The organism is Streptomyces sp. 8N114 (assembly GCF_052245835.1).
Taxonomy (GTDB): Bacteria; Actinomycetota; Actinomycetes; order Streptomycetales; family Streptomycetaceae; genus Streptomyces.
Genome location: NZ_JBQQBT010000004.1, coordinates 130,090 through 154,688, shown reverse-complemented (window position 1 = coordinate 154,688; position 24,599 = coordinate 130,090). Strand labels below are relative to the sequence as shown.

At 70.9% G+C, this 24,599-nt stretch carries 22 protein-coding genes and 1 tRNA gene; 13 read left to right on the top strand and 10 right to left on the bottom strand.

Features of this window, described 5'->3' with window-relative positions:
- Positions 1 to 99 precede the first annotated feature (99 nt).
- From ACTWQF_RS11515 to ACTWQF_RS11485, 7 genes are all read left to right on the top strand, one after another.
- Entirely contained in the window at positions 100 to 864 is a 765-nt protein-coding gene (locus tag ACTWQF_RS11515; protein ID WP_443279130.1) for an IclR family transcriptional regulator, read from the top strand.
- A 285-nt stretch (positions 865 to 1,149) separates the two neighbouring features.
- On the top strand, positions 1,150 to 1,923 hold the full coding sequence (locus ACTWQF_RS11510) for an MIP/aquaporin family protein (RefSeq protein WP_443279129.1): 774 nt from the start codon (positions 1,150 to 1,152) through the stop codon (positions 1,921 to 1,923).
- A 52-nt stretch (positions 1,924 to 1,975) separates the two neighbouring features.
- On the top strand, positions 1,976 to 3,520 hold the full coding sequence (gene glpK / locus ACTWQF_RS11505) for a glycerol kinase GlpK (RefSeq protein WP_443279128.1): 1,545 nt from the start codon (positions 1,976 to 1,978) through the stop codon (positions 3,518 to 3,520).
- Positions 3,521 to 3,525: 5 nt separating this feature from the next.
- Positions 3,526 to 5,133 (top strand): FAD-dependent oxidoreductase, encoded by a 1,608-nt coding sequence (locus ACTWQF_RS11500; protein WP_443279126.1) that lies wholly within the window; start codon positions 3,526 to 3,528, stop codon positions 5,131 to 5,133.
- Between the two features lie 221 nt (positions 5,134 to 5,354).
- A complete protein-coding gene (locus tag ACTWQF_RS11495) occupies positions 5,355 to 6,461 on the top strand; it encodes a hypothetical protein (RefSeq protein ID WP_443279125.1) in 1,107 nt (368 codons plus the stop codon).
- A gap of 35 nt (positions 6,462 to 6,496) precedes the next feature.
- Positions 6,497 to 7,168, top strand: a complete 672-nt coding sequence (locus ACTWQF_RS11490) for a FadR/GntR family transcriptional regulator (RefSeq protein ID WP_443279473.1) — start codon at positions 6,497 to 6,499, stop codon at positions 7,166 to 7,168.
- A gap of 457 nt (positions 7,169 to 7,625) precedes the next feature.
- Positions 7,626 to 8,615: a PAC2 family protein gene (locus tag ACTWQF_RS11485; protein WP_443279124.1), complete on the top strand. Its 990-nt coding sequence runs from the start codon at positions 7,626 to 7,628 to the stop codon at positions 8,613 to 8,615.
- 76 nt (positions 8,616 to 8,691) lie between these two features.
- Here ACTWQF_RS11485 and mshC read toward each other — a convergent pair whose 3' ends face one another.
- The 4 genes from mshC to ACTWQF_RS11465 all read right to left on the bottom strand — a co-directional run bounded on the left by mshC (position 8,692) and on the right by ACTWQF_RS11465 (position 12,472).
- Entirely contained in the window at positions 8,692 to 9,921 is a 1,230-nt protein-coding gene (mshC, locus tag ACTWQF_RS11480; RefSeq protein ID WP_443279122.1) for a cysteine--1-D-myo-inosityl 2-amino-2-deoxy-alpha-D-glucopyranoside ligase, read from the bottom strand.
- 284 nt (positions 9,922 to 10,205) lie between these two features.
- Positions 10,206 to 11,126: an SCO1664 family protein gene (locus ACTWQF_RS11475; protein ID WP_443279121.1), complete on the bottom strand. Its 921-nt coding sequence runs from the start codon at positions 11,124 to 11,126 to the stop codon at positions 10,206 to 10,208.
- Positions 11,090 to 11,680, bottom strand: a complete 591-nt coding sequence (locus tag ACTWQF_RS11470; RefSeq protein ID WP_443247446.1) for a DUF3090 domain-containing protein — start codon at positions 11,678 to 11,680, stop codon at positions 11,090 to 11,092. The genes ACTWQF_RS11475 and ACTWQF_RS11470 overlap by 37 nt, the downstream gene beginning before the upstream one ends.
- Positions 11,681 to 11,755: 75 nt before the next feature.
- The gene (locus tag ACTWQF_RS11465) at positions 11,756 to 12,472 is read right to left on the bottom strand and encodes a histidine phosphatase family protein (RefSeq protein ID WP_443279119.1); all 717 of its coding nucleotides are present in this window, start codon (positions 12,470 to 12,472) and stop codon (positions 11,756 to 11,758) included.
- Between the two features lie 67 nt (positions 12,473 to 12,539).
- On the opposite strand from ACTWQF_RS11465, the gene corA reads away from it, so the two are divergent.
- The gene (gene corA / locus ACTWQF_RS11460; protein ID WP_443279472.1) at positions 12,540 to 13,532 is read left to right on the top strand and encodes a magnesium/cobalt transporter CorA; all 993 of its coding nucleotides are present in this window, start codon (positions 12,540 to 12,542) and stop codon (positions 13,530 to 13,532) included.
- A gap of 15 nt (positions 13,533 to 13,547) precedes the next feature.
- Here the strand turns inward: corA and ACTWQF_RS11455 are convergent, their stop codons facing one another.
- The gene (locus ACTWQF_RS11455) at positions 13,548 to 14,339 is read right to left on the bottom strand and encodes a ferritin-like domain-containing protein (RefSeq protein WP_443279118.1); all 792 of its coding nucleotides are present in this window, start codon (positions 14,337 to 14,339) and stop codon (positions 13,548 to 13,550) included.
- 316 nt (positions 14,340 to 14,655) lie between these two features.
- A complete protein-coding gene (locus ACTWQF_RS11450; RefSeq protein ID WP_443279471.1) occupies positions 14,656 to 15,708 on the bottom strand; it encodes an LLM class F420-dependent oxidoreductase in 1,053 nt (350 codons plus the stop codon).
- Positions 15,709 to 15,794: 86 nt separating this feature from the next.
- On the opposite strand from ACTWQF_RS11450, the gene ACTWQF_RS11445 reads away from it, so the two are divergent.
- Both ACTWQF_RS11445 and ACTWQF_RS11440 read left to right on the top strand, forming a co-directional pair.
- Complete coding sequence (locus tag ACTWQF_RS11445) at positions 15,795 to 16,853, top strand: aldo/keto reductase (protein ID WP_443279116.1); 1,059 nt, start codon at positions 15,795 to 15,797, stop codon at positions 16,851 to 16,853.
- Entirely contained in the window at positions 16,850 to 18,913 is a 2,064-nt protein-coding gene (locus tag ACTWQF_RS11440) for a helix-hairpin-helix domain-containing protein (RefSeq protein WP_443279114.1), read from the top strand. The genes ACTWQF_RS11445 and ACTWQF_RS11440 overlap by 4 nt, the downstream gene beginning before the upstream one ends.
- Before the next feature lie 110 nt (positions 18,914 to 19,023).
- On the opposite strand, the gene ACTWQF_RS11435 is transcribed toward ACTWQF_RS11440, so the two are convergent.
- On the bottom strand, positions 19,024 to 19,797 hold the full coding sequence (locus ACTWQF_RS11435; protein ID WP_443279113.1) for a hypothetical protein: 774 nt from the start codon (positions 19,795 to 19,797) through the stop codon (positions 19,024 to 19,026).
- Positions 19,798 to 19,844: 47 nt separating this feature from the next.
- Here ACTWQF_RS11435 and ACTWQF_RS11430 point away from each other — a divergent pair, with 47 nt between their 5' ends.
- Complete coding sequence (locus ACTWQF_RS11430) at positions 19,845 to 20,033, top strand: DUF5703 family protein (protein ID WP_055498790.1); 189 nt, start codon at positions 19,845 to 19,847, stop codon at positions 20,031 to 20,033.
- A gap of 113 nt (positions 20,034 to 20,146) precedes the next feature.
- On the opposite strand, the gene ACTWQF_RS11425 is transcribed toward ACTWQF_RS11430, so the two are convergent.
- The 3 genes from ACTWQF_RS11425 to ACTWQF_RS11415 all read right to left on the bottom strand — a co-directional run bounded on the left by ACTWQF_RS11425 (position 20,147) and on the right by ACTWQF_RS11415 (position 22,965).
- Complete coding sequence (locus tag ACTWQF_RS11425; RefSeq protein ID WP_443279111.1) at positions 20,147 to 21,058, bottom strand: chaplin; 912 nt, start codon at positions 21,056 to 21,058, stop codon at positions 20,147 to 20,149.
- A 168-nt stretch (positions 21,059 to 21,226) separates the two neighbouring features.
- On the bottom strand, positions 21,227 to 21,460 hold the full coding sequence (gene chpH / locus ACTWQF_RS11420) for a chaplin ChpH (RefSeq protein WP_443279110.1): 234 nt from the start codon (positions 21,458 to 21,460) through the stop codon (positions 21,227 to 21,229).
- 188 nt (positions 21,461 to 21,648) lie between these two features.
- Positions 21,649 to 22,965: a M20/M25/M40 family metallo-hydrolase gene (locus ACTWQF_RS11415; protein WP_443247438.1), complete on the bottom strand. Its 1,317-nt coding sequence runs from the start codon at positions 22,963 to 22,965 to the stop codon at positions 21,649 to 21,651.
- Positions 22,966 to 23,104: 139 nt separating this feature from the next.
- Between ACTWQF_RS11415 and ACTWQF_RS11410 the strand changes: the two genes are divergently transcribed.
- Positions 23,105 to 23,189, top strand: a tRNA-Leu gene (locus ACTWQF_RS11410).
- A gap of 916 nt (positions 23,190 to 24,105) precedes the next feature.
- A complete protein-coding gene (locus ACTWQF_RS11405; RefSeq protein ID WP_443279108.1) occupies positions 24,106 to 24,354 on the top strand; it encodes an NlpC/P60 family protein in 249 nt (82 codons plus the stop codon).
- Positions 24,355 to 24,599 lie beyond the last annotated feature (245 nt).

Genomic DNA, 24,599 nt, shown 5'->3' with positions numbered 1-24,599 from the left:
CCGGCTCGATCCCGGCTCGATCCCGACTACCACCCCGTCGACATGAAGCGATAGCGTTCGGCATTGTCGAATCTCAAGCCAGCAGGTCAGGGAGGACCGATGGCCCGGACCATCCAGTCGCTGGAGCGTGCGGCGGCCGTACTACGGCTGTTGGCGGGCGGCGAACGACGGCTCGGGCTCTCCGAGATCGCCTCGGCCCTCGACCTTGCCAAGGGTACGGCGCACGGGCTGTTGCGCACCCTTCAGCAGGAGGGCTTCGTGGAGCAGGAGCCGGTCACCGGCCGCTATCAGCTCGGGGCCGAGCTGCTGCGCCTGGGCAACAGCTATCTGGACGTACACGAACTGCGGGCCAGGGCCCTGGTCTGGACGGACGACCTGGCCCGCTCCAGCGGGGAGAGCGTCTATCTGGGCGTGCTCCACCAGCAGGGCGTCCTCATCGTGCACCACGTCTTCCGCCCGGACGACAGCCGCCAGGTGCTGGAGGTCGGCGCCATGCAGCCGCTGCACAGCACTGCGCTGGGCAAGGTGCTCTCCGCGTACGACCCGGTGGCGCTGAGCGAGGCGCTGGACGGGGAGCGGGCGACCTTCACCGAGCGCACGGTGACCGACCCGGAACGGTTCGAGGCGCTGCTGGAGACCGTACGGGCTCGCGGCTGGGCGGCGGACGTGGAGGAGACCTGGGACGGGCTCGCCTCGGTGGCCGCGCCGATCTACAACCGGCGCCGGATGCCGGTGGGCGCGGTGGGGATAACCGGGGCCGTTGAACGGATGTGCGAGGGCGACGAGCCGCTCCCCCGGCTGGTCGCGGCCGTACGCGACACGGCCCGCGCGGTCTCCCGCGACCTGGGCGCCCAGCGATTCTGAGCCCCGGGCCGGCGGGCCCACGCCCCGGGCCCGGCGGTTCCGGGCACCCGGGTGGGCCTGCCGCACCGTCTGAGCGTCCGAGGGTGCCGCCACCGCTGTGTGCCCGCAGGATGACAGGCAGGAGTCATCTGTCACAGCCCCTTGACGGGACCCTCACTTAGGAGAAAAGTTGCCGTTCGGCGGTCGACATTGTCGAACACCGGACGCTTACCGACCGGGCCGCCCATCCTCCCCGAGCCTCCGGCCGGGAGTTGCCCCAAGACAAAAGTGACAAAGGAGTCGCGGGTGTCCAGCTCCGACATCTTCCAGAGCGAGGTCCTCGGCACGATGGTGCTGGTCCTCCTCGGTGGCGGCGTGTGTGCCGCAGTCAATCTGAAGCGTTCCAAGGCATTCGCAGCCGGCTGGGTGGCCATCGCCTTCGGCTGGGGCTTCGCGGTCCTCACCGGCGCGTACATCGCGCAGTCCTCGGGCGCCCACCTCAACCCGGCCGTCACCCTGGCCCTCGCCATGAAGGGGGGCAAGGGAGCCACCCCCTGGAGCGACGTTCCGGTGTACCTGGGCAGCGAGATGCTCGGTGCCATGCTCGGCGCGGTGCTGGTCTGGCTCGTCTACTACGCCCAGTTCCAGGTCACGCTCCGGGAGCCGGACGTCGTCGAGATGAAGAACGCGAACCCGGGCCCCGTGCACGGTGTCTTCTTCACCTCTCCCGAGGTGCGCAAGCCGCTGCTGAACTTCCTCACCGAGGTCATCGCGACGTTCGTGCTCATCCTCGCGATCCTCACTCAGGGCCTGGTCAAGGATGTCGACGGCACCGTCGGCCTCGGCAAGATGGGCGCCTTGATCACCGCGCTGGTCGTCGTCGGTATCGGTCTGTCGCTCGGCGGGCCCACGGGCTACGCCATCAACCCGGTGCGTGACCTCGGTCCTCGCATCATCCACGCGGTGCTGCCGCTGCCCAACAAGGGCGGCAGCGACTGGAGCTACGCCTGGGTTCCCGTGGTGGGCCCGATGGCCGGCGCCGCCATCGCCGCCGGGGTCTACAACCTCGCATGGGGATGAGCGACAGACCCGACCGCCGACCGAACCAACGACGCATCGGAGCAGAAACACCATGAGCGACACCCACAGCACCCACGCCTCCGCACACGGCGGCGGGCCCTTCATAGCCGCGATCGACCAGGGCACCACCTCCAGCCGCTGCATCGTCTTCGACAAGGACGGCCGGATCGTCGCGGTCGACCAGAAGGAGCACGAGCAGATCCTGCCGAAGCCGGGCTGGGTCGAGCACGACGCCGCCGAGATCTGGACCAACGTCCAGCAGGTGGTCACGGGCGCGCTGAAGAAGGCCGGGGTCACCAAGAGCGACGTTCTGGCGCTGGGCATCACCAACCAGCGCGAGACGACCGTCCTGTGGGAGAAGGCGACCGGCAGGCCGGTGCACAACGCCCTCGTCTGGCAGGACACCCGCACCGACACACTCTGCAAGGAGCTGGGCCGCAACGTCGGCCAGGACCGGTTCCGCCGGGAGACCGGACTGCCGCTGGCGTCCTACTTCGCAGGGCCGAAGATCCGCTGGCTGCTCGACAACGTCGAAGGGCTGCGGGAGCGCGCCGAACGGGGCGAGATCCTCTTCGGCACCATGGACTCGTGGGTCATCTGGAACCTGACCGGCGGGCCCGACGGGGGCAAGCACGTCACGGACGTCACCAACGCCTCCCGCACGCTGCTGATGAACCTGCACACCATGGCGTGGGACGAGAAGATCTGTGCCTCCATCGGCATCCCCATGGAGGTGCTGCCCGAGATCCGGTCCTCGTCCGAGGTGTACGGCGAGGCCACCGGTGAGCTGGCGGGGCTGCCCGTCGCCTCCGCGCTGGGCGACCAGCAGGCGGCGCTGTTCGGCCAGACCTGCTTCGCGCAGGGCGAGGCCAAGTCCACGTACGGCACCGGCACCTTCCTGCTGATGAACACCGGCCATGAGCCGGTCAACTCCTACAACGGGCTGCTCACCACGGTCGGCTACCGCATCGGTGACCAGCAGCCGGTCTTCGCGCTGGAGGGCTCCATCGCGGTCACCGGTTCGCTGGTGCAGTGGATGCGCGACCAGATGGGGCTGATCAACAGCGCGGCGGAGATCGAGACGCTGGCCAGCTCCGTCGAGGACAACGGCGGCGCCTACTTCGTCCCGGCGTTCTCCGGGCTGTTCGCCCCGTACTGGCGCTCGGACGCGCGCGGCGCCATCGCCGGCCTGACCCGCTACGTCACCAAGGCGCATCTGGCCCGCGCGGTGCTGGAGGCGACGGCCTGGCAGACCCGGGAAATAGTCGACGCGATGCAGAAGGACTCGGACGTCGAGCTGGCCGCGCTGAAGGTGGACGGCGGCATGACCGCCAACAATCTGCTGATGCAGACCATCTCGGACGTACTGGACGCGCCCGTCGTCCGTCCGATGGTTGCCGAGACCACCTGTCTCGGTGCGGCGTACGCGGCCGGTCTGGCCGTCGGCTTCTGGTCGGACACCGACGAGCTGCGGGCCAACTGGAAGCGCGCCGCGGAATGGACCCCCCGCATGGACGCGGACACGCGTGAGCGGGAATACCGGAACTGGCTCAAGGCCGTGGAGCGGACCATGGGCTGGATCGAAGAGGAGAACTGAGAGTAATGAACACCTCGCAGAGCGTCCCCACCCTCGGGACGCACCCGACTGCCGGCAGCAACCCTGGCCGCGCAGAGACCAGAGGGCTGCTCGCAAACGCGACGTACGACCTCCTGGTCATAGGCGGCGGCATCCTGGGCACCTCGGTCGCCTGGCATGCGGCGCAGTCGGGACTGCGGGTGGCCATGGTGGACGCCGGTGACTTCGCCGGTGCCACCTCCTCCGCGTCCTCGAAGCTGGTGCACGGCGGCCTGCGGTACCTGCAGACCGGCGCGGTCAAGCTCGTCGCGGAGAACCACCACGAGCGGCGGGTACTGGCCAAGGACGTGGCCCCGCACCTGGTCAACCCGCTCACCTTCTACCTGCCCGTCTACAAGGGCGGCCCGCACGGCGCCACCAAGCTGGGTGCCGGTGTCTTCGCCTACTCGGCGCTGTCCGCCTTCGGTGACGGCGTCGGCCGGGTCATCGCACCCGCCAAGGCCGCCGCCGACAACCCGGCGCTGCGCACGGACAACCTCAAGGCCGTCGCGGTCTACGGCGACCACCAGATGAACGACTCGCGGATGGCCGTGATGACCGTCCGCGCCGCCGTGGAGTCCGGTGCCGTCGTCCTCAACCACGCGGAGGTCACCGGGCTGCGCTTCACCCGCGGCCGGGTCACCGGTGCGGAGCTGCGGGACCGGACGGACGGTACGGAGTTCGGCGTCAACGCGCGGCTGGTGCTGAATGCGACCGGCCCCTGGGTGGACCACCTGCGCAAGATGGAGGACAGCGGTGCGGCGCCCTCCATCCGGCTGTCCAAGGGCGCCCACCTGGTGCTCAAGCGCAAGTCGCCGTGGCGGGCCGCGTTGGCCACCCCCATCGACAAGTACCGCATCACCTTCGCCCTGCCGTGGGAGGACCAGCTGCTGCTGGGCACCACGGACGAGGAGTACACCGGCGACCCGGCGGACGTACGGGCCACCGAGTCCGACATCCAGCAGATCCTGGACGAGGCCGCGTTCTCGGTACGGGACGCCGACCTCGACCGCGACCTGATGACGTACGCCTTCGCCGGGCTGCGCGTACTGCCGGGCGGCCCCGGCGGCGTAGAGTCCGCCAAGCGCGAGACCGTCGTCACCGAGGGCAAGGGCGGCATGCTGTCGGTCGCCGGCGGCAAGTGGACCACCTACCGGCACATCGGCCGTACGGTGATGAACAAGCTGGAGAAGCTGCCCGGCGGTGCCCTGGCGGAGGACACCGTGCCGGTCAAGGAGCTGGTGCGGCGCACCCCGCTGCCCGGCATCGCCAACCCCAACGCGGTCGCGCACCGGCTGCTGGTCGACCGCGAACCGGGCGTCCGTATGGACCCGCTGACCGCCCGCCAGCTGGCCACCCACTACGGCTCGCTCTCCTTCGACATCGCCCGCCTGGTCAACGAGGACCCGTCCCTGGGCGAACGCATCCACCCCGACGGCCCGGAGATCTGGGCCCAGGTCGTCTACGCCCGCGACCACGAGTGGGCCGAGACGGTCGACGACGTGGCCCGCCGCCGCACCACGCTGACGATCCGCGGCCTGGACACCGACGAAGTCCGCAACCGCATCGACGAACTGCTCACCAAGCGGAACTGACCCCGCAACGGCGCGCTCAACCGCGCCCGGCTCAGCCCGCCCGCCGAAAGATCAACCAACCGGGCCGGCCACCTGAAGGGGCGTACACCAACCACGGCGTACGCCCCTTCGTCGTGTCCGCGCTACGGAGTTGTGTCCGTGCGATCACCAGTTCGGCAGCTTCGTAACGGGCTCGTCCCCTCCGGTTCGGTCGGGCCATGAGGCGTGACACTGTCCTTGGCATGGACGGGGAAAATGTAAGGCGCTCGGGGCCGGGGGTGCGGCGGCTGCGGGTGAGGCTGCGGATGCCCGGCCGGACCCGGGCGCGGCGGGCTGCGGGATGGGTAGCGCTCGCGCTCGGGGTGCTGGTCGTACTGCCGGTGACGGGCGCGGCAACGGCGCTCCGCATCTCCTATGCGGGTGAGCCGCATGCGGACGCACGCACCCGCGGGCGGGACGCGATATGGCTCGGGCACGCCTGGGTGGACGGGCGCAGGGACGAGTCCGATCTCAAGGCTCTCAAGCGGCGGATGGCGGGCACCGGGATACGCGATCTGTACGTCCACACCGGCCCGTTGGAGCACGACGGTACCCTCCCGTCGAAGCGCTACCCCCGCGCCAAGTGGCTGCTGGGCGCGGTCGAGCGGGAGCTGCCCGGGGTGCGGGTGCAGGCGTGGCTCGGTGACCGGCTCGTCTACGACGAAGGCGAGCGCGGTGGGCTGCGGCTGGCCGACGGTGCGGCGCGGCGGGCGGTGGCGGCGAGCGCGCGGCAGATGCTGGACGCGGGCTTCGACGGGGTGCACTTCGACCTGGAGCCGCTGCACTCCGACAATGGCGACTATCTGCGGCTCCTGGACCGGCTCCGCCCGGCCGTCCACGCGCGGGGCGGGCTGCTGTCCGTGGCCGTGCACCAGATCGATCCGCTGCCGGGACTGCACCATGTCTCCGGCGCGGTCGCCGGGCGCGGCAAGTGGTGGTCGCAGGAGTACTTCGGCAAGGTCGCGCGGCGGGTGGACCAGATCGCGGTGATGTCGTACGACACCGCGCTGCCCGCGGAGAGCCTGTATGGCGGCTATGTGGCGCAGCAGACGGCGCTGGCCCTGGAGGTGGCGCCCGCGAGGGTGGACGTGCTGATGGGGCTGCCCTTCTACCACACGGACGACATGGGGCATCACGCCTCGGCCGAGACGGTTGCCGCCGCTGTGCGCGGGGTGCGGCTGGGGCTGGGCCGCGAGGACAGGAGGCGCAGCCGGTTCGGTGTCGCCCTCTATGTCGACTTCGCGGCGACGGACAAGGACTGGCGGGACTACCGCCGAGGCTGGGGCACAACGGACGGCGGATCACCATGAACAAACAGACATCGGACGTCCCGGGGAAACAGCGCGTGGCCGTCACCGACGAGGCGATCGAGAAGATCAAGGACATGATCGTCTCGGGCGCGCTGGGCCCCGGCGACCGGCTGCCCAAGGAGAACGAGCTCGCCGCCGAACTGGGCCTGTCGCGCAACTCGCTGCGGGAAGCGGTCCGTGCCCTGTCGCTGATGCGCGTGCTCGACGTACGCCAGGGCGACGGCACCTATGTGACCAGCCTGGACCCGAAGCTGCTGCTGGAGGCGATGAGCTTCGTGGTGGACTTCCACCGCGACGACACCCTCCTGGAGTTCATGGCCGTACGCCGCATCCTGGAGCCCGCCGCCACGGCGCTGGCGGGGCTCCGGATCCCGGTGGCGGAACTCGACGCGCTGGAGTCCCAACTGGAAGCGCTCGGCCCGGAGCCGTCCGTGGAGGAAGTGGTCGAATCGGACCTGGAGTTCCACCACCGCGTCGTGGCCGCCTCAGGTAACTCCGTACTGTGCTCCCTGCTGGACGGCCTGTCCGGACCCACCACCCGGGCCCGGATGTGGCGGGGGCTGACGCAGGAGGACACCGTCAGCCGCACCCTGGACGAGCACCGGCAGATCCTCGCCGCCCTGCGTGCCCGCGACGCCGATGCGGCACGCGCATGGTCGACGGTGCACATCGCCGGCATCGAACAGTGGCTGCGCTCGTCGCTGTGAGCCGCAGCGGCTGACCTGCGGGCCGCCCGGCGAACGGCTTGCTGCCGTCGCGGCACCGCGCCGGACCCGCGCTGCCCGGGCGTACGGATATCCCGTACGCCCGGGCAGCGTTGTCGGTAGCGCAGCGCGGCGTGGCGGTCGGCGAGGCGGGCCGCGCGGAGGGCGACGAGCAGCAGGATGACGAGTACCTCGGCTCATACATCGGATGTATGTTTGCCGCGGCAGGGGGTGTCCCGGGGCCTGCGGTGGTGGTCCCGGCCGGAGCCGGTGCCTGGGGGGCGCACGGGTTGTCGTTCGGGGGCGTGCGGGGGCTGCGGGGCGGGCACCGGCACGGCATAGGCTGGGGCTTGCACGGAACGGCGGCAGCCGAACCCGGAAAGGGAGCCGGGAGCAGCACGAAAAGGGCTGGCAGCGGCAGGCGCCGGCAAGCCAGGACAGCAAGCTAAGGAGGAGCTGGGTGATCGAGCTGGAGGGGGTTCCCGAGCTGGTCGACCCAGTCATGGTGGCCGCGTTCGAAGGCTGGAACGACGCCGGAGACGCCGCCTCCACCGCGGTCGCGCACCTGGAGAAGGAGTGGAAGGGCGAGGTCTTCGCCGCGCTGGACGCGGAGGACTACTACGACTTCCAGGTGAACCGCCCGCAGGTCTTCCTGGACGGCGGTGTCCGCAAGGTCACCTGGCCCACCACGCGGCTGTCCGTCGTCCGTGTGGAGGACGCCGACGGCAAGGGGAAGCGGCGCGATCTGGTGCTCGTACGGGGGATCGAGCCCAGCATGCGGTGGCGCTCGTTCTGCAACGAGATCCTGGGCTTCGCCCACGAGCTGGGGGTCGAGCTGGTGGTCGTGCTGGGCGCGCTGCTCGGCGACACCCCGCACACCAGGCCCGTACCGGTCACCGGCGTCACCTCGGACTCCGACCTGGCCCGCACGATGAATCTGGAGGAGTCCCGGTACGAGGGCCCGACCGGCATCGTCGGCATCCTCCAGGAAGCCTGCACCCACGCGGGCGTTCCGGCCGCCAGCCTGTGGGCGGCCGTACCGCACTACGTGTCCCAGCCGCCCAACCCGAAGGCGACGCTCGCCCTCCTCAACCGGCTCGAGGACCTGCTGGGCATCCGGATTCCGATGGGAGAGCTCCCCGAAGACGCCCGCGCGTGGCAGATCGGCGTCGACCAGCTCGCGGCGGAGGACAGCGAAGTCGCCGAGTACGTGCAGTCGCTGGAGGAGGCGCGGGACACCGCCGAGCTGCCGGAGGCGTCGGGGGAAGCCATCGCGAAGGAGTTCGAGCGCTATCTGCGTCGCCGCGACGGGGGCGGCTCCACCACCGAGGGGGGCTCCGCGCCTGGGACTCCCCCCTATTTGCGGGATCCGGGGCAAGCGCCCCCGCCCCCACCGCCGAAGCCGGGCGGTGAGCCGCCGCGGCCGGAGGAGCCGGACGACGACGAGTAACCCTTTCCCCGCCGCGGCACCTTTTCCCGCCGCAACAGCCAGGATCTGCGGCGGGAAAAGGGTGCCGCGGGATGAACTAGAGGGCCACGCCCAGCAGGGCGTCGACCGTCCGCGAGACCAGCCCCGGCGCTCCCTCGTCGGTGCCGCCCCGCGAGTTCTGCTCCTCCGCCCAGGCATCGATCGCCGCCAGCGCCGCAGGGGCGTCCAGGTCGTCCGCGAGGGCGACCCGCACGGACTCCAGCATGGACTCCGCGGGCGGTCCGTCCGGCCGCGAGACGGCCGAACGCCAGCGGGCGAGGCGCTCCTTGGCCTCGTCCAGCACGGCCTCGGTGTACTCCCAGTCGGCGCGGTAGTGGTGCGCCAGCAGCGCGAGCCGGATGGCGGCGGGATCGACGCCGTCCCTCCGCAGCCGGGAGACGAAGACGAGGTTCCCCTTCGACTTGGACATCTTCTCGCCGTCCAACCCGACCATCCCCGCGTGCACATAGGTCTGTGCGAAGGGGAACTCACCGGTCAGCGCCTGCGCGTGCGAGGCGCCCATCTCGTGGTGCGGGAAGGCCAGATCGGAGCCGCCGCCCTGAACGTCGAAGCCCATACCCAGGTGCTCCAAGGCGATGGCCACACACTCGATGTGCCAGCCAGGACGCCCGGGGCCGAGGGTGCCGCCGTCCCAGTGCGGCTCCCCCTCGCGGGCAGCCGTCCACAGCATCGGGTCGAGCGGGCTCTTCTTGCCGGGCCGCTCGGGGTCGCCCCCGCGCTCGGCGGACAGTAGCCGCATCGTCTCGGCGTCGTAGCGTGAGACCTCGCCGAAGTGGACGTCGGACTCGACGGAGAAGTAGATGTCGCCTTCGAGTTCATAGGCGGCGCCCATGTCGCGCAGCCGCTCGACCAGCGGAACGATCGTGGGGATGGACTCCACGGCACCGATGTAGTGCTTCGGCGGCAGCATCCGAAGGGCCGTCATGTCCTCACGGAACAGCGCCGTTTCGCGTTCGGCGAGGGCCGTCCAGTCCATGTTCGTCGCGACGGCCCGCTCCAGCAGTGGATCATCCACGTCGGTGACGTTCTGTATGTAGTGAACCTGGCGCTTGGTGTCGAGCCACACGCGCTGCACGAGGTCGAACGCGTTGTAGGTCGCCGCGTGCCCCAGGTGGGTGGCGTCGTACGGGGTGATGCCACACACATAGATACGGGCGACAGGACCGGGGGTGAGGGTCACTCGGCCACCGGTCGCGGTGTCGTGGATGTCGAGGTCGCGGCCCTGTCCAGGCAGAACGGGGACCTCGGTAGCGGGCCAGGCATGCATGCCTTGAGCCTAACCCGGACCCGTGTTCTGTATCCGGCCGGATGAACGCGTACGGCTTCGCCGGGTTCCCGCCGGTAAGGGGGGTGCCCCTGCCTGAAGCGCGGGAACTGCGGGTGCGTCGTGGCTGGGCGCGCAGTTCCCCGCGCCCCTCACGGGGCACGTCCCCCGTGCTGCGAAGCTTGGGCAGTCTGCGCCCTGGGGGTACCCCCTGCTCGAAGAGCTTGGGGGAGCAGGGTGGGCAAGCGCAGCCCCCATGCCGGGTACGAAAAGGCGCCGGGCAACCCCTAAACCGGCGGCCAAGGAATCGCGGGCCACTCACCACTGGGCAGCGGATGCCGCCCCGCACTGAGCAGCGCCTCCACCCGCTTACGCGCGGCCTCTACCTCCGCCTCGGTCAGCAGCCGGGTGAGCCGTACGGCCAGCGGGGCCCCTTCCAAGAGCGCGGCGGACAGCGCGCGCAGCGCCTCGACGGCCTCGCCGGTCAGCTCCTCGCCCGCCCATCCCCATAGCAGGGTGCGCAGCTTGTCGTCCACGTGGAAGGTGACGCCGTGATCGATGGCGTACAGCGCGCCATCCGGCCGGGGCAGCAGATGTCCGCCCTTGCGGTCGCCGTTGTTGATCACCGCGTCGAGCACGGCGAGCCGCCGCAGCCGGGGGTCGTCGGCGTGTACGAGCAGCGCCGTCCGACCGTCACCCACGTCCGCGAAGCCGACCGCCTTCCAGCCCTCGCCCGGCTCGTCACCGTCGACCAGGGCGAGCAGCGGCGCGGGCTCGTCCGCCGCCGGGTCCTCCTCCGCCTGCGCTGCGTCCTCCCCGTCCTCTTCGGCGTCCGGCAGCTCCCCCACCCACGCCTGGCACATGCCCGTACCGTACGGGCCCTCGCGCAGCACGGTGGCGGGTATCAGGTCCCAGCCGGTGGCGCGGGAGATCTCGTAGGCCGCGACTTCGCGCTGGGCGAGGTTGCCGTCGGGGAAGTCCCACAGCGGGCGCTCACCGGCGACGGGCTTGTAGACGCAGGGAAGGCTGCGGCCCTCGTGCTCGACGGTGCCGAACAGTACGGCGTTCGAGGCCGCTCTGATCCGCCCGTGCACCGTGAGGGTGCCCTGTGCGAGCAGCTCGCGGGCGGCCTCCGCGGCCGGAGCCGTGCCGTTGCCGGGTGGTGTGCCGTTCATTCGCCCCGGCGGTATCCGTTCTGGCGCGGACATACGTGTCCCTCCGGGTCGAGCGGCAGGCTGCACAGAGGGCACGGCGGGCGGCCTGCGTTCACGACCTCCATCGCGCGCTTGGCGAAGGCGCGGGCCATGCTGCCGCTGATCCGCACCCGGAGCATCGGAGGGCCGTTCTCGTCGTCCTGCAACAGCCGTTCCTCGGCGTCGGCCAGGTCCTCGTCCTCGCCGGGCTCCAGCTCCACGATGGCCTGCGCCTCGACGACCATCCGCTCGCCCTCGCCGTCCCAGGCAAGGGCCATGGTGCCGACCCGGAACTCCTCCTCGACCGGAGTCTCCAGCGGCGCGGTGTCGTCGACCTCGGAGGGAGCGACGGCGGGAACGGGCGCGCTGCCGCCGGAGCGGCGCACCACCTCGTCCAGGAGTTCGTCGATCCGTTCGGCGAGCGCTTCGACCTGCGCTTTCTCCAAGGCCACGCTGGTAGTGCGGCCTCCTGCACTGGCCTGGAGAAAGAAGGTGCGGCGGCCAGGCAGACCGACGGTACCGGCGACGAACCGGTCCGGCGGGTCGTACAGAAATACCTGACGGGACACGTTCTGCTCCGTTGGGTTCGACGGCTTAAGTGGCTTCGGACATCCGCACCCTACTGTGCGTTCCGATCATCGTGCTCAGGCGCTTCCGCCCACGGTTGCGTTCCCCTCCCCGGTGCCTCCCCCAGTACTTCCAGTGTCGCCCTCTTCGTCCGTGCGGTCCGGTGGCGCGAGGGAGGCCAGCTCCCCGGTGTCGCCGAGCCGCAGCAAGAAGGGGCGCAGGGGGGTGTAGGCGATGGCCGTGACAGAGCAGGGGGCGACGGATATCCGCTGGAAGAGGTCGAGGTGCATGCCGAGCGCGTCCGCGACGATCGATTTGACCAGGTCACCGTGCGAACACATCAGGTAGACGGCGTCAGCGCCGTGCTCGGCCTCGATGCGCGCGTTCCAGTCGCGTACGGCGTCCACCGCGCGGGCCTGCATGGCGCGCATCGACTCGCCGCCCGGGAAGGCGGCGGCCGAGGGGTGGCGCTGGACGGTGGCCATCAGGGGTTCGTCGTTCAACTCGGCGAGCTTGCGGCCCGACCAGTCGCCGTAGTCGCACTCGGTGATGCGTTCCTCGGTGTGCAGCGGCAGCTCGGGACGGGCCGCGGTCAGCGGCCTGAGGGTCTCCTGGCAGCGGCGCAGCGGGCTGCTGACGGCGGCGGCCAGCGGGATGTCCCCAAGGCGGCCGGGCAGCTCGGCCGCCTGCTGCCGGCCGTGCTCGTCCAGGGCGACTCCCGGTGTGCGGCCGGCCAGCAGCCCGTCGGTGTTCGCCGTGGACCTGCCGTGGCGTACGAGGATCAGCGTGGGCATGCCGCAACCCTAAGCGAGCCGCCTCAGGTGCCGCTCTCCGGTTGTGAGACGGCCGGGGCGCGGAAGAATTCGAGAGGTGATCGTCGATTGTGCGCTCTACCGCAACGGGCAGCGCGCGGAACGTCCGGAGGACTTCTCGGAGGCGCTGCGCCAGGCCCGGTCCGCGGCTGACGCATTCTTGTGGATCGGCCTGTACGAGCCGACGGAGGCGGAGTTCGACCGGGTCACCCATGCCTTCGGCCTGCACCCGCTGGCGGTGGAGGACTCACTGCACGCCCACCAGCGGCCGAAGCTGGAGGTGTACGCGGACTCGCTGTTCCTGGTGCTCAAGCCTGTCGGGTACGACGAGGACAGCGGCCAGCTGAGCACGGGTGAGCTGATGCTCTTCGTAGGCGACTCGTTCGTGGTGACCGTGCGGCACGGGGAGGCCAACCCGCTGGGCTCGGTGCGCAGCCGGCTCGAGGACGAGCCGGGCGTGCTGCGGCACGGCCCGACGGCGGTGATGTACGCGGTCAGCGACACCGTCGTGGACCACTACTTGGAGGTTGCGGCAGCGCTCCTGACGGACCTCGACGATCTGGAGGCCGGTCTCTTCTCCCGGGAGAGCAGGGAGGCGCCGGACATGGTGAGCCGGATCTACGAGTTCAAGCGGCGCGCGGTGGAGTTCCGCCGGGCGACGGTGCCGCTGACGGACCCGGTGACCCGGCTGACGGGGTCGGGGGTGCCATTCGTGCACGAGGACTCGCGGCTGTTCTTCCGCGATGTCGCCGACCATCTGTCACGGGTGAACGAGCAGGTGGAGTCCATCGACCGGCTGCTGTCGGACATTCTGTCGGCGTATCTCGCCCAGATGGGCGTGCGCCAGAACGACGACATGCGCAAGATCTCCGCCTGGGCCGCGATGTTCGCCGTGCCCACAGCGATCGCGGGGGTGTACGGCATGAACTTCGACCATATGCCGGAGCTGCACTGGATCTGGGGCTATCCGGCGACGATCCTGCTGATGGCGACGATCTGCGTGGTGCTCTTCCGCGTCTTCAAGCGCCGCAACTGGTTCTGAGCCCCGACGCGAGCCTCAGGCGTATTCCGGCGCCGCGTCCCCCCGGCCGGTGCCCAGCGCATTGCGCCGCTCGGGCATCCGGAGGCTGACCATCCGGCGCCAGCCGCCCAGCCGCTCCCCTACGTACCGGCCGTGGATGCCCAGCGCGATGAGCCCGTACCTGACCCCGGACCAGCCAAGGATGCGGGCCATCCGGCTCATGACGGCCAGGCTGACGTCGCGGTAGACCTTGATCTCGGCGAGCGCGCTCTCGCGCAGCAGCGCCTTGATGGTGCGCGCGTGTCCGGCCTCGGCGAGGTTCAGCAGTTCCTCATGGCAGTACGCGAGGTGGTTGTCCTCGTCCTTGGAGATCATCTTCACCGCGCGGCCGACCTCGGGATGGTCACCGGCCACCTTCTTGAGCAGGATCATCTCCTCTGCGGCACGTTGCTCGGTGACCCGGCTGTGGGCGAGGTAGGTGAGCACGTCGTGCTCGGTCAGCTGCTCGTCGCGGCGCAGCTTCTCGTGCGCCAGACCGATGCCGAGCCCCTCCAGGATCATCGTGTAGTCGGTGTCGTCGGGGATCTCGGCCGCCTCCAGACCTCGCTTGTTCAGCAGCGCCATGAAGATCCGGCCGTGCTTTTCCTCGTCGGCGCCGTGCCGGGCGATCTTGGGTGCGAGGTGGCGCTGGGTCCCGGGGACCAGTGCGGCGATACGGCCGTTCTCCCAGCCGCCTTGTGCCTCGCCGCTGGCCGCGATGGAGCAGAAGAGCCGGAAGGACTCGTCGTTGTCGAGGATTTCCTGGAACAGACTCCTGGCCGAGAGCATCGCTGCCACCTCCGTGCGCGAGTTCCGAACAGCACGACATCCGAGAAGAACGAGTCAAATGCCGTGTAGGCGAACGGGCAACAGGTGAGCAGTCGGTATGCGCCGAAAGCAGGAGGCGTTCCGCCCGCCCGCGTAACCGGGCGGGCGGGGCCGCGTTGTGCTCCGTGACGGCCGTGGCGGGGTTGACCCCGAGCCCCCACCACGGCCGCAGACTTCTCAAGGCGCGTTACGCCTTGCGGGCCGGGCCTTACGCCTAACGGGCGCCCTCTGTGAGGGCGCCCGTTTCCGCGCCCGGCCCTGGGCCGTCTTCGCGGCCCTAGGAAGCGAGCCCGGCCCGCTCCAGGGCCTCGACTCCGGCCCGCAGACCGGCCAGCCGCTCCTCCAGCGAGAACCCGGCCGGGGACAGCGACAGCGTCGTCACCCCGGCGTCCGCGTAGGCACTCATCCGGTCCGCGATCCGCTCGACGGGGCCGATCAGGGTGGTGGAGTCGATCAGCTCGCGCGGGATCGCGGCGGCGGCGCCCTCCTTGTCGCCTCCCAGGTACTTCTCCTGGATCTCGGCGGCTTCCTTCTCGTAGCCCATGCGCTGCGCGAGCTTGTTGTAGAAGTTCTGCTTGCGGCTGCCCATGCCACCGACGTAGAGCGCGGTGTACGGGCGGAAGAGGTCGGCGAGCGCGTCGATGTCGTCGCCGACAGCCATCGGGACGGTCGGGCACACATCGAAGCCGTCCATGGTCTTGCCCGCGGCCTCCCTGCCCACGCGCAGGTGCTGCAGGGTGGTCTCCTCGGCATGCTCCGGGGAGAAGAAGACCAGCAGCGCACCATTGGCGATCTCGCCGGTCTGCTCCAGGTTCTTGGGGCCGATGGCGGCGATGTAGAGCGGGATCTCTTCGCGCTCCGGGTGGACGGTCAGCTTGATCGGCTTGCCGGGACCGCCGGGCAGCGGGAGCGTCCAGTGCTGCCCCTCGTAGGACAGGCGCTCGCGGGACATGGCACGGCGGATGATCTCGACGTACTCGCGGGTGCGGGCGAGCGGCTTGTCGAACTTCACCCCGTACCAGCCCTCGGACACCTGCGGTCCGGAGACGCCGAGGCCGAGCCGGAAGCGCCCGCCGGAGAGCGAGTCGAGGGTGGCGGCCGTCATGGCGGTCATGGCGGGGGTCCTGGCGGGGATCTGGAAGATCCCGGCGGCCACGTCGATCTGTTCGGTGTGGGCCGCCACCCAGGTGAGCACGGTCGCGGCGTCGGAGCCGTACGCCTCGGCCGCCCAGCACACGTCGTAGCCGAGCCGGTCGGCTTCCTGTGCGACGGCGAGGTTGTCCGCATCCATCCCGGCGCCCCAGTAGCCGAGGTTGATGCCCAGTCGCATCCCCATCCCGCACCCACTTCCCTTACTGATCAGTAATGTCCCTGACCCCCGGACTCTAACGCCTGCCACAACTACGCTCAACGCCCATGGAGCGAAGGCACCTCGGCCGCACTGGCCTGCGCGTATCCCGGATCGGACTGGGCACTCTCAGCTGGGCGCGCGGCGGCGGCCTGAGCGGCGCGGCCGACCGCACGGGACACGGCGGCCGGCACGAGACCTACGAGCAGCACGACCAGCACTTCCAGAACGCCGCCGACCAGCTCAAGACGTTCTGGGAAGCGGGCGGCACGCTCGTGGACACAGCCGACGTGTACGGCGACGGCGAGGCGGAGTATCTGCTGGGACGGCTGATGCGCGACTACGTACCGCGCCGCGACCTGGTCGTCGCCACCAAGGCGGGCAGCGTGCCCGATCCCGACCGCCGCTTCGACTGCTCGCGCGGCCACCTCCTCACCGCGCTGGACGCCTCCCTCGACCGGCTGGGCACCGACCATGTGGACCTGTGGCAGGTGCATGCGTACGACCCGTACACGCCGCTCGAGGAGACGCTCCAGGCGCTGGACGTGGCCGTCAGCAGCGGACGCGCCCGGTACGCCGGGGTGTCCAACTACTCCGGCTGGCAGCTCGCCAAGGCAGGCGCCTGGCAGCTTGCGGCGCCGGGGGTACGGCAGCCGCTGGCCAGTACCCAGATGGAGTACTCGCTGCTCCAGCGCGGCATCGAGCGGGAGGTGCTGCCCGCCGCACGGGACCTGGGCATCGGGCTGCTGCCGTCCTCACCGCTCGGCCGCGGCGTGCTCACCGGCAAGTACCGGCAGCCCGGCCCGCCGCCGCCCGGATCACGCGGCGCCTCCGAGCGGCTGGCGGCGTTCGTCGAGCCGTATCTGGACGAGACCGCGGGGCGGATCGTGGACGCGGTGGCCATAGCGGCCGACGGGCTCGCCCTGCCCCTGCTCCAGGTGGCTCTGGCGTGGGTGCGCGACCGGCCCGGGGTGGTGGCACCGATCGTCGGCGCACGGACATCGGAGCAGCTCGCGGAGGCTCTGTCAGTGGAGGGCCTTAGTCTTCCAGACGAAATCCGCGCGGCGCTGGACGATGTCTCCGCCCCCGTGCACCGCTACCCCGACCATGACTGGAGCGAGCTGTGAGCAACGACAAGGCAGCCGAACTCCTCGCGGCCGTCCGCGCGGTGGAGAGCGGCGAACGCTCCGCCGCCTCCTTCTTCAACGAGCCGACGGCCGCGCCCGCCAGGCCCGCCAAGCCCGCCCGGCCCGCCGAGCCGGGAGGGGCCGCCCGGCCCGCCGGGACCGCCGGGCAGGGGCGCGCGGCCGGACCGGTCACCGTCCCGGACGAGGTGCGGGCCCTGCTGCTCGAGGGCGGGGCGCCCGAGGCGCTGGCGCGGCGCGTGGTGGAGACGCTCGGCGAGGGCGCGGCCGAGTTGCTGCGCACCGATCCATGGCAGCTGCTCGCGGTCCCCGAAGTACGCCCCGAGCAGGCCGACGGCTTCGCGCGCGCCCTGCTCGGCGACGAGGCGGGGCCCGGGGACCCACGCCGGGCAGTCGCGCTGGTCGTCCGGCTGCTGGAGCGCGCGGCGCTGCGGGGCGACACGGTGCTGGCGCCGGACGCGCTGGCCAAGGGCCTGGCCCAGCACGCGGTGCCGGACCCGGACGAGGCCGTGCGGGAGGCCGTCGACGCGGGAGCGGTGCTGGTCTTCGAGGACGCCCTGGACGCGGGCCCGGCCCCCTCAGCCATGCAGGAAGGCGACACCGAGGAGGAGCGCCCGGTCAACGTCCTGGTCGGGCTGGACCGGTACGCGCTGGCCGAGGAGAGCCTGGCCGACGGGCTGACCCGCATCGCCGGCACGTTCCGCCCAGCGGGTACGGCGCACGAGGGAGCGGCGGACGAGGCGCAGGGCACCTCGGATCCGGAGGCCGCCGCCGGCTGGGCGGCAGCGGCCGAGGCTGCCCCCTCGCCCTCCGCACGCGAGCTGATCCATGCCGTGGCCGGGAGCGGGCTGGTCACCCATACGGGCGGCGAGGCGTCCCGCGCCGAGGTCGCCTCGCTGGTCGCCGCCGCCCATGGGCTCGGCCTGCGCGCCTGGGCCCTCACCCATACGGATGACGGGCGGGACCGCATGACCCGCCTCCTCCCAGTCCCGGCCGCCGACCCGGAGGACGCCCCCGCGGAGCAGGGAGCTGACGCGGGTGCGGACGCGGGGCTGGGCGCGGGCTGTGCCACCGTCGCCGGAGTGCTGGCGGACGCGGAGGGGCCGGGCCGGGACGAGGAAGGAGCGCTCGCCGTCGATCTGCTGGCGGTCTGCGACGCACCGCAGCTCGACGCGGAGACGGCCGCCGCACTGCTGGAGTCCCTGCCGGACGGGGTCCGGCTGGTGCTCAGCGGAGATCCGGGCATGCTGGGCGCCGCGGGCCCCGGACAGGTGCTCCGGGACCTGATGGCGGCCAAGTGCTGCCCGCATGTCGCCTCGCGTACCCCGGACCCGGGACCGGTGGGCGAGCTCGTCTCGGGCATCGGCGTCGGGGAGCTGAACCAGGTGGCGGCGCCGGGCAAGGAAGTCGTGATCGTCCCCGTCACCGACCCGGGCGAGGCCGTGCACCGGACGGTGCAGCTCGTCGCGGACTCGGTGCCACGGGCGCTCTCGATCCCCTCAGCCGAGACCCAGGTGATCACTCCCGGGCACGGCGGCGCGGCGGGAACGCGCGCGTTGAACGCCGCCCTCAAGGAACGGCTCAACCCCGGCCCCGGCCGCTTCGGCGGCTTCGACCCCGGCGACCGCGTCGCCTACTCGCCCGCCCCCGGCCGTACAAGCGTCGGCGCCGTGGCCTCCGCCGACGACCGCGGTCTCCATCTGACCTGCGCCGGCCGCAGCGTGACGGTCCCACCCGAGCGGGTTCCCGAAACGGTGCGGCACGGCTGGGCGGTGACGGCTCACCAGGCAGCGGGTATCCGCTGGCCCGCCGCCGTCGTGGTGCTGCCGGGCGACGCCGCGGGGGCGCTCACCCGGGAGTGGGTCTACACCGCCTTCAGCCGTGGCGAGCGCCATCTGTCGGTCGTGCACGGAGCGGGCGACGCGCTCCCCCGCGCGGTGGCCTCGGCCGTCGCCGGGGACCGGACGACGCGCCTGCGCACCCTGCTGACCGAATCCGCCCGCGCGGCGGAGTCCGGCGGAACGGAGGAACCCGGCACCTGAACCGCCCCCACCGCGGCTGCGGAGGCCGCTTCCCGGCGCCGCCCAAACGTCCCCCCGTGCTGCGAAGCTTGCCCACCCCACGCCGGTACGCAAGAGGCGCCGGACAAGCCCTACTCGTCCTCGTCCTCATCCTCATCGTCGTCCTCGTCCTCACCCCGGGCTTCGAGGACCAGGTCTTCCTCGTCTTCGTCGAAGACGGAGCTGACGTCGAAGCGGCAGATCACGCGCTGGGGGTCCGCCTGGTCGAAGGGCGCCGACAGCCACTCGCCGGGCTCGGCGGGTTCGTCGACCGCCGTGACCCACAGCGTGGAATCGCCCTCCTCGAGGCCGAACTCCTTGTGCCGGGTGGCGATCTCGTCCGGCTCGTACTCCCCGAAGAGCACCCCGAGCGCCGCATGCACGCTGTTGCCCGGGGCGGCGCTCTCGACCCGCTCGTCCTCCGCCGAATCCGGGTCCAACTCGGTGACGCGCTCGGCCTGGGACTGCAACCGGTGCGGCTCGGAGATGACGTAGTCCCGCCGGATCAGAACGCTCAGTGCGCTGGGCGCTTCCGGCCCGGTGTAGGCGGGCAGGCCGTCGCTGCTGGGGATCTCGAACGGGGTGACCTCGTCGTAGACCTCGTACAGCAATTCGTCGTAGGCCTCACCCGCGGCGGCCAGCGCGTCGAAGGCGGCATAGACGGCAGAGTCGAGTTCGGCGGCGTACTGCCCCGCCGACGACGAGGCGTCCCGCTCACCCGCACCGGCGTCGGCGCCCGCTCCGGCGGGCGCCCGGGACTCCCCCGCGCGGCGCTCGACGGCCTCGAGGTGCCGGTCCAGCGCGGCTTTGACCGCCTCGGCGGCGGCGCGTACGTCGGCAGCGGTGGGCTGCGCAGCATCAGACATAGTGCAGACGCTATCGGCAGACGGGGTCCACACGCACAATAGAGAGGATGCCGGAATACGAATTTCGCGATGTGTACGTCCCTCGGGGCGTATCCCGTAAGGCTGCGACTCAACTGCTGACCGATCACGCCGAGTACGGGCACTGGGAGCTGGCCCGGATGCGGCTGTACCCGGACGGGAGCCGTCGGGTGCGACTACGCCGCCGCATCATCCGCCAGCTGCGCGCCACCTGGTGACCGCCGTTCGCAGGTGAGGGGCTGCGAGGGAGCGGGCCCGCCGGTTGCGGGACCGCTCCCTCTACCGTGCCCTGTGTGACCACGGCCCAGGACCGGACCGGCCGCCGCAGAGGTCAGCGGCGGATGGCGGCCCGGGAGCGCCGGTAGAGCACATATCCCCCCGCGAGCATGCCCGCGCTCAGCGGCGCGGCCACCCAGAGCTGCGAGCCGGCGCCGGTGTGCGCCAGTTCGCCGTCGGCCCCTGCGGCAGCGGGCGCCCCGGAGACCTCAGACGCCGCAGCCTTCTCGGCTGCCGACGACTCCGGTACGGCCTCCGGCACGGAAGGACCGTGCACCTCACCGGTGCTGCCGGGCTGGGTGGACGGGCCCGGGGCTGTGGGCTCGCCAGGATCGCCGGGCGCGGGCGGATTACCGGGCTGCCCCGGCTGCTGGGGGTCTCCGGGCCGTCCGGGGTCACCGGGGTCACCCGGATCGCCGGGGTCACCCGGGTCCCCAGGGCTCCCTGGGTCCCCAGGGTCGCCGGGCCGGCCAGGATCACCGGGCTTGCCGGGGTCTTCCGGATACCCGGGGTCGACCGGCCCCGGACCCGGCTCCGACGGGCCCGGCTGGTCGGCGCAGCCGTTGCCGTGCGCCGGGTTGAGCGCACCGCCGACATCGACGGTGTTGCCGCAGGCGTTCACCGGCACATCGACCGGAACCTGCACGTTGTTGCCCGAACCGACACCGGGCGAGCCGTGCGTGGAACCGCCCGCGTGGGCCCCGCGTCCGCCCTGCGGGCCGGTGCCGTCGTTGCCGCAGCCGTTGCCGGACGCCGGATTGAGAACGCCGACGGCGTTGACGGTGTTGCCACAGACGTTGACCGTGCCGTTCACCGGTGCCTCGACGTTGTTGCCGGAGAGCACCCCCGGCGAGTTCGCGCTGCCGCCCTGTGCGCCCGAGTCCGCGAGCGCGGTCCCCCCTGACATCACAAGGAGGCCGCCCGCCGCGGCCATGGTGAGCAGGCCCTTTCTGGTGCCCTGTCGCATGGTTGTGGAATCCCCTGCCTAGTGGTGACTGTCTATGACCTGCCAGGGGGAGGCGCACCGCACGCGCCGTCCCGCCCCCTCAAGACCCGAGGGCCCCGGAGCGCGTGGCGCGTGCTCCGGGGCCACTCAGATGCATTGCTCACCGATCGGGTCGGATGAGGCTCGGCGTCACTTGGCGACGCAGGTGTTGCCGAACGCGGGGTTCAGCAGCCCGACCACGGAGATCGTGTTGCCGCAGGCATTCACCGGCACGTGGACGGGGACCTGCACGTTGTTGCCGGAAACGACACCCGGGGAGTGCACAGCGGCACCCTGCGCACCGGAGTCGGCGACGGCCATACCCGCACCAGCCAGCACAAGACCGCTGGTGGCAGCCGCGGCGGCGATGACCTTCTTGATCATTGTTCCTCCTTGTTGGCAATACGGTCCCAGCCGGGGACCGCACTCCCTGTAACGAGGATGGAGGAATCAGGCTACGAACTGACTAGATCATTCACTCATCCCAGTCGCCTCCGTACAGGTGGCCGATTACCCGATTACCGCCCCGGACCGGTCAACGTCGTATGACGGACGACGGGCGCCCGGCGGTGTCACGCCTGGTCCAGGAACCGGTCCAGCACCCGGACCCCGAACTGCAGTCCTTCGACCGGAACCCGCTCGTCCACGCCGTGGAACATCCCGGCGAAGTCGAGCTCCGGCGGCAGTTTCAGCGGTGCGAAGCCGAAGCAACGGATGCCCAGGTCGTCGAAGGACTTGGCGTCGGTACCGCCCGAGAGCATGTACGGCACGGCACGGGCGACGGGGTCCTCCGCGCGCAGCGAGGACTGCATGGCGTCCACCAGCGCACCGTCGAACGTCGTCTCCAGCGCCTTGTCGGCATGCACGTCCTCACGCCGTACGCGCGGCCCCAGCAGCCGGTCGAGATCGGCCAGGAATTCCTCTTCGTGGCCCGGCAGGAACCGCCCGTCCACGTGCGCGGTTGCCTGTCCGGGGATGACGTTGACCTTGTAGCCGGCGCCGAGCTGGGTGGGCGCCGCGGTGTTCTGCAGCGTGGCACCGATGATCTTCGCGATACCGCCGAGCCTGGCGAGGGTCTCCTCCATGTCCTCAGGGTCGAGCTCGACGCCGAGCGCGTCGGAGAGCTCGTCCAGGAACGAACGGACCGTTTTGGTCACCCGGACCGGGAACTTGTGCCGGCCCAGTCGTCCGACGGCCTCGCACAGTTCGGTGATCGCGTTGTCGTTGTTGGTCATCGACCCGTGGCCGGCGGTGCCGTCCACGGTGAGCCGCATCCAGTGCATGCCCTTCTGGGCCGTCTCGACCAGATAGAGCCGCAGGTTCTCGTTCACCGTGAAGGAGAAACCGCCGACCTCGCCGATGGCCTCGGTGACCCCTTCGAAGAGATCGGCGTGGTTGTCCACCAGGTGCCGCGCCCCGTAGACGCCGCCCGCCTCCTCGTCCGCGAGGAAAGCCAGCACTATGTCACGGGGCGGCTTCCGCCCGGCACGCATCCGGTCGCGTACGACCGCCAGCGTCATGGCGTCCATGTCCTTCATGTCGACGGCGCCGCGTCCCCACACGCAGCCGTCGGCGATCTCCCCGGAGAACGGGTGATGCGTCCAGTCGTCGGCGTTGGCCGGCACCACGTCGGTGTGCCCATGGATGAGCAGGGCGGGGCGGGAGGGGTCCTCGCCCGTGATCCGCGCCACGGTCGAGGCGCGACCCGGGCGGGACTCGATGATCTGCGGCTCCAGGCCGACCTCGGCCAGCTTCTCGGCGACGTACTCCGCCGCCGCCCGCTCCCCGGGGCCCTCGTTGTTGCCGTAATTGCTGGTGTCGATCCGGATCAGCTCGCGGCAGAGATCGACGACCTCGCTCTCGGCGGTAGCGGCGCTATCGGCACTCACACTGCCTCCTCTTCTCGCAGGTAGACCCCCATCCTCCCGCCCACACCCCGGCACCCCAAGAGCCGGGTGATCGCAGTCCTCATCGGGTGCTAAGGTTTAACCCGTCGCAAGGCCGCCCACCGGCCCCGCGGCACACCCGGTCGGGGTGGCGGAATGGCAGACGCGCTAGCTTGAGGTGCTAGTGCCCTTTACAGGGCGTGGGGGTTCAAGTCCCCCTCCCGACACGTACCACACGCACACGCGGCGGCGGGACGTGACTCAACGGTCACGGTCTGCCGCCGTTCGTCGTATGTGAGGCTCAGTCCGAACGATTCGTAGATCGGCCGCTTGTCTGCCGGGTCTGCCGCTGGAAGTCGATCTTTCATGTCGCCAAGCGCTCGGATCATGGTCGCCGGCTCCGCTTCAGAGAGATCTTGCCTCTTGGGCTGACTTGATCGGACAGCACGGATCCGTTGCTCGGCGGCGGTCTTCTCCTGTTGGGTCTCGTTGATCCACTGGGTCACCAAGGCGGGGTCCGACCCGGCGTCCAGCGCAGCGCGGTATCCAGCGGGACGTCGCTCGCAGTCGGCCAGTTGCTGCCGGGCCTCGGTCAGCTCGGGAGAGCCTTGCCCTTGCTCTTGCGGTCCGGGCGGCTGGGAGTCGTGGCGGCACAAGCCAACCCGCCACTCCCGGAGGTGCTCATGCGCCGCGTCTGCTCCACTCCTGCAGGTGCGGAAGCCGGTGAGGGCCGCTCGCCGCTCGGGGGACTGGACGAGGCATTCCTCGCGCTCGGGCGGCAGGCGACTGGCCGGTAGACCGGGTGCGGGCCCGGCTCGCGCACCCGGGGAAAGCGGCCGGTCAGCGGGCAGCCACCCGGTGCGAGGTGGTGCGCCGGGCCCAGAAGCTGCCAGAGCCGTGGCAGCTGGTTGCGGTGGGCGGGGACCATCCCGGTTCTGTACTGGATGCTGCGCCGACAGCAGCTTCCCCAGCGCCTGGAGCGAGCGGATGTGGAGCAGACGGCACTGGCCGCAGTCGCCACCACGCTGCCCTCGCTGACAGACGATCACCCCCGAACCGCACCGGGTCCTCTTCAACGCCGCTGACTGCGATATCCACCGGCTCATCAACACCGCCCGCAAGCAGGAGAGGCACGAGCGCCCTGTGGCCACCCGCCCCGACAGTGACCGCAGCCGTGCAGGGGGGCGTACTCAAAGCCCAAGAAGCGCAGTTGATCGCGCTGACCCGCCCGAACCCCACGTTCCGGACGACCAGCTTCGGCCCGGAGACCTCGTCTTCTACGGCACTCCCGACAACGTCCACCACGTCGGCCTCTATATCGGAGGCGGACAAATGATCAATGCCCCCGGCCAGGAGAGGGGCCACCCGCCCCACCGCGCGATACCCGCATAGGTTCGCGACGGGCCCGTCGGCCGGAGAGCCACAGGCCACCAGCTTGCCAACACCCGGGCCCGGCGCTCTGCCCGCAGAGGACGTACTTCTCCGCGAGCCGGTAGGCATGAGAAGCGGCAGGTCACTGCCCTACCTACAAACCTCAGCGCTGGATCTGGCCGCTGCCGGAGAGGACAGGCACTCCTTGACTGCCGAGGGAACCGCTGCGCGAGCGGGTACTACCGCGGTGTTCCGGGATACTCAGT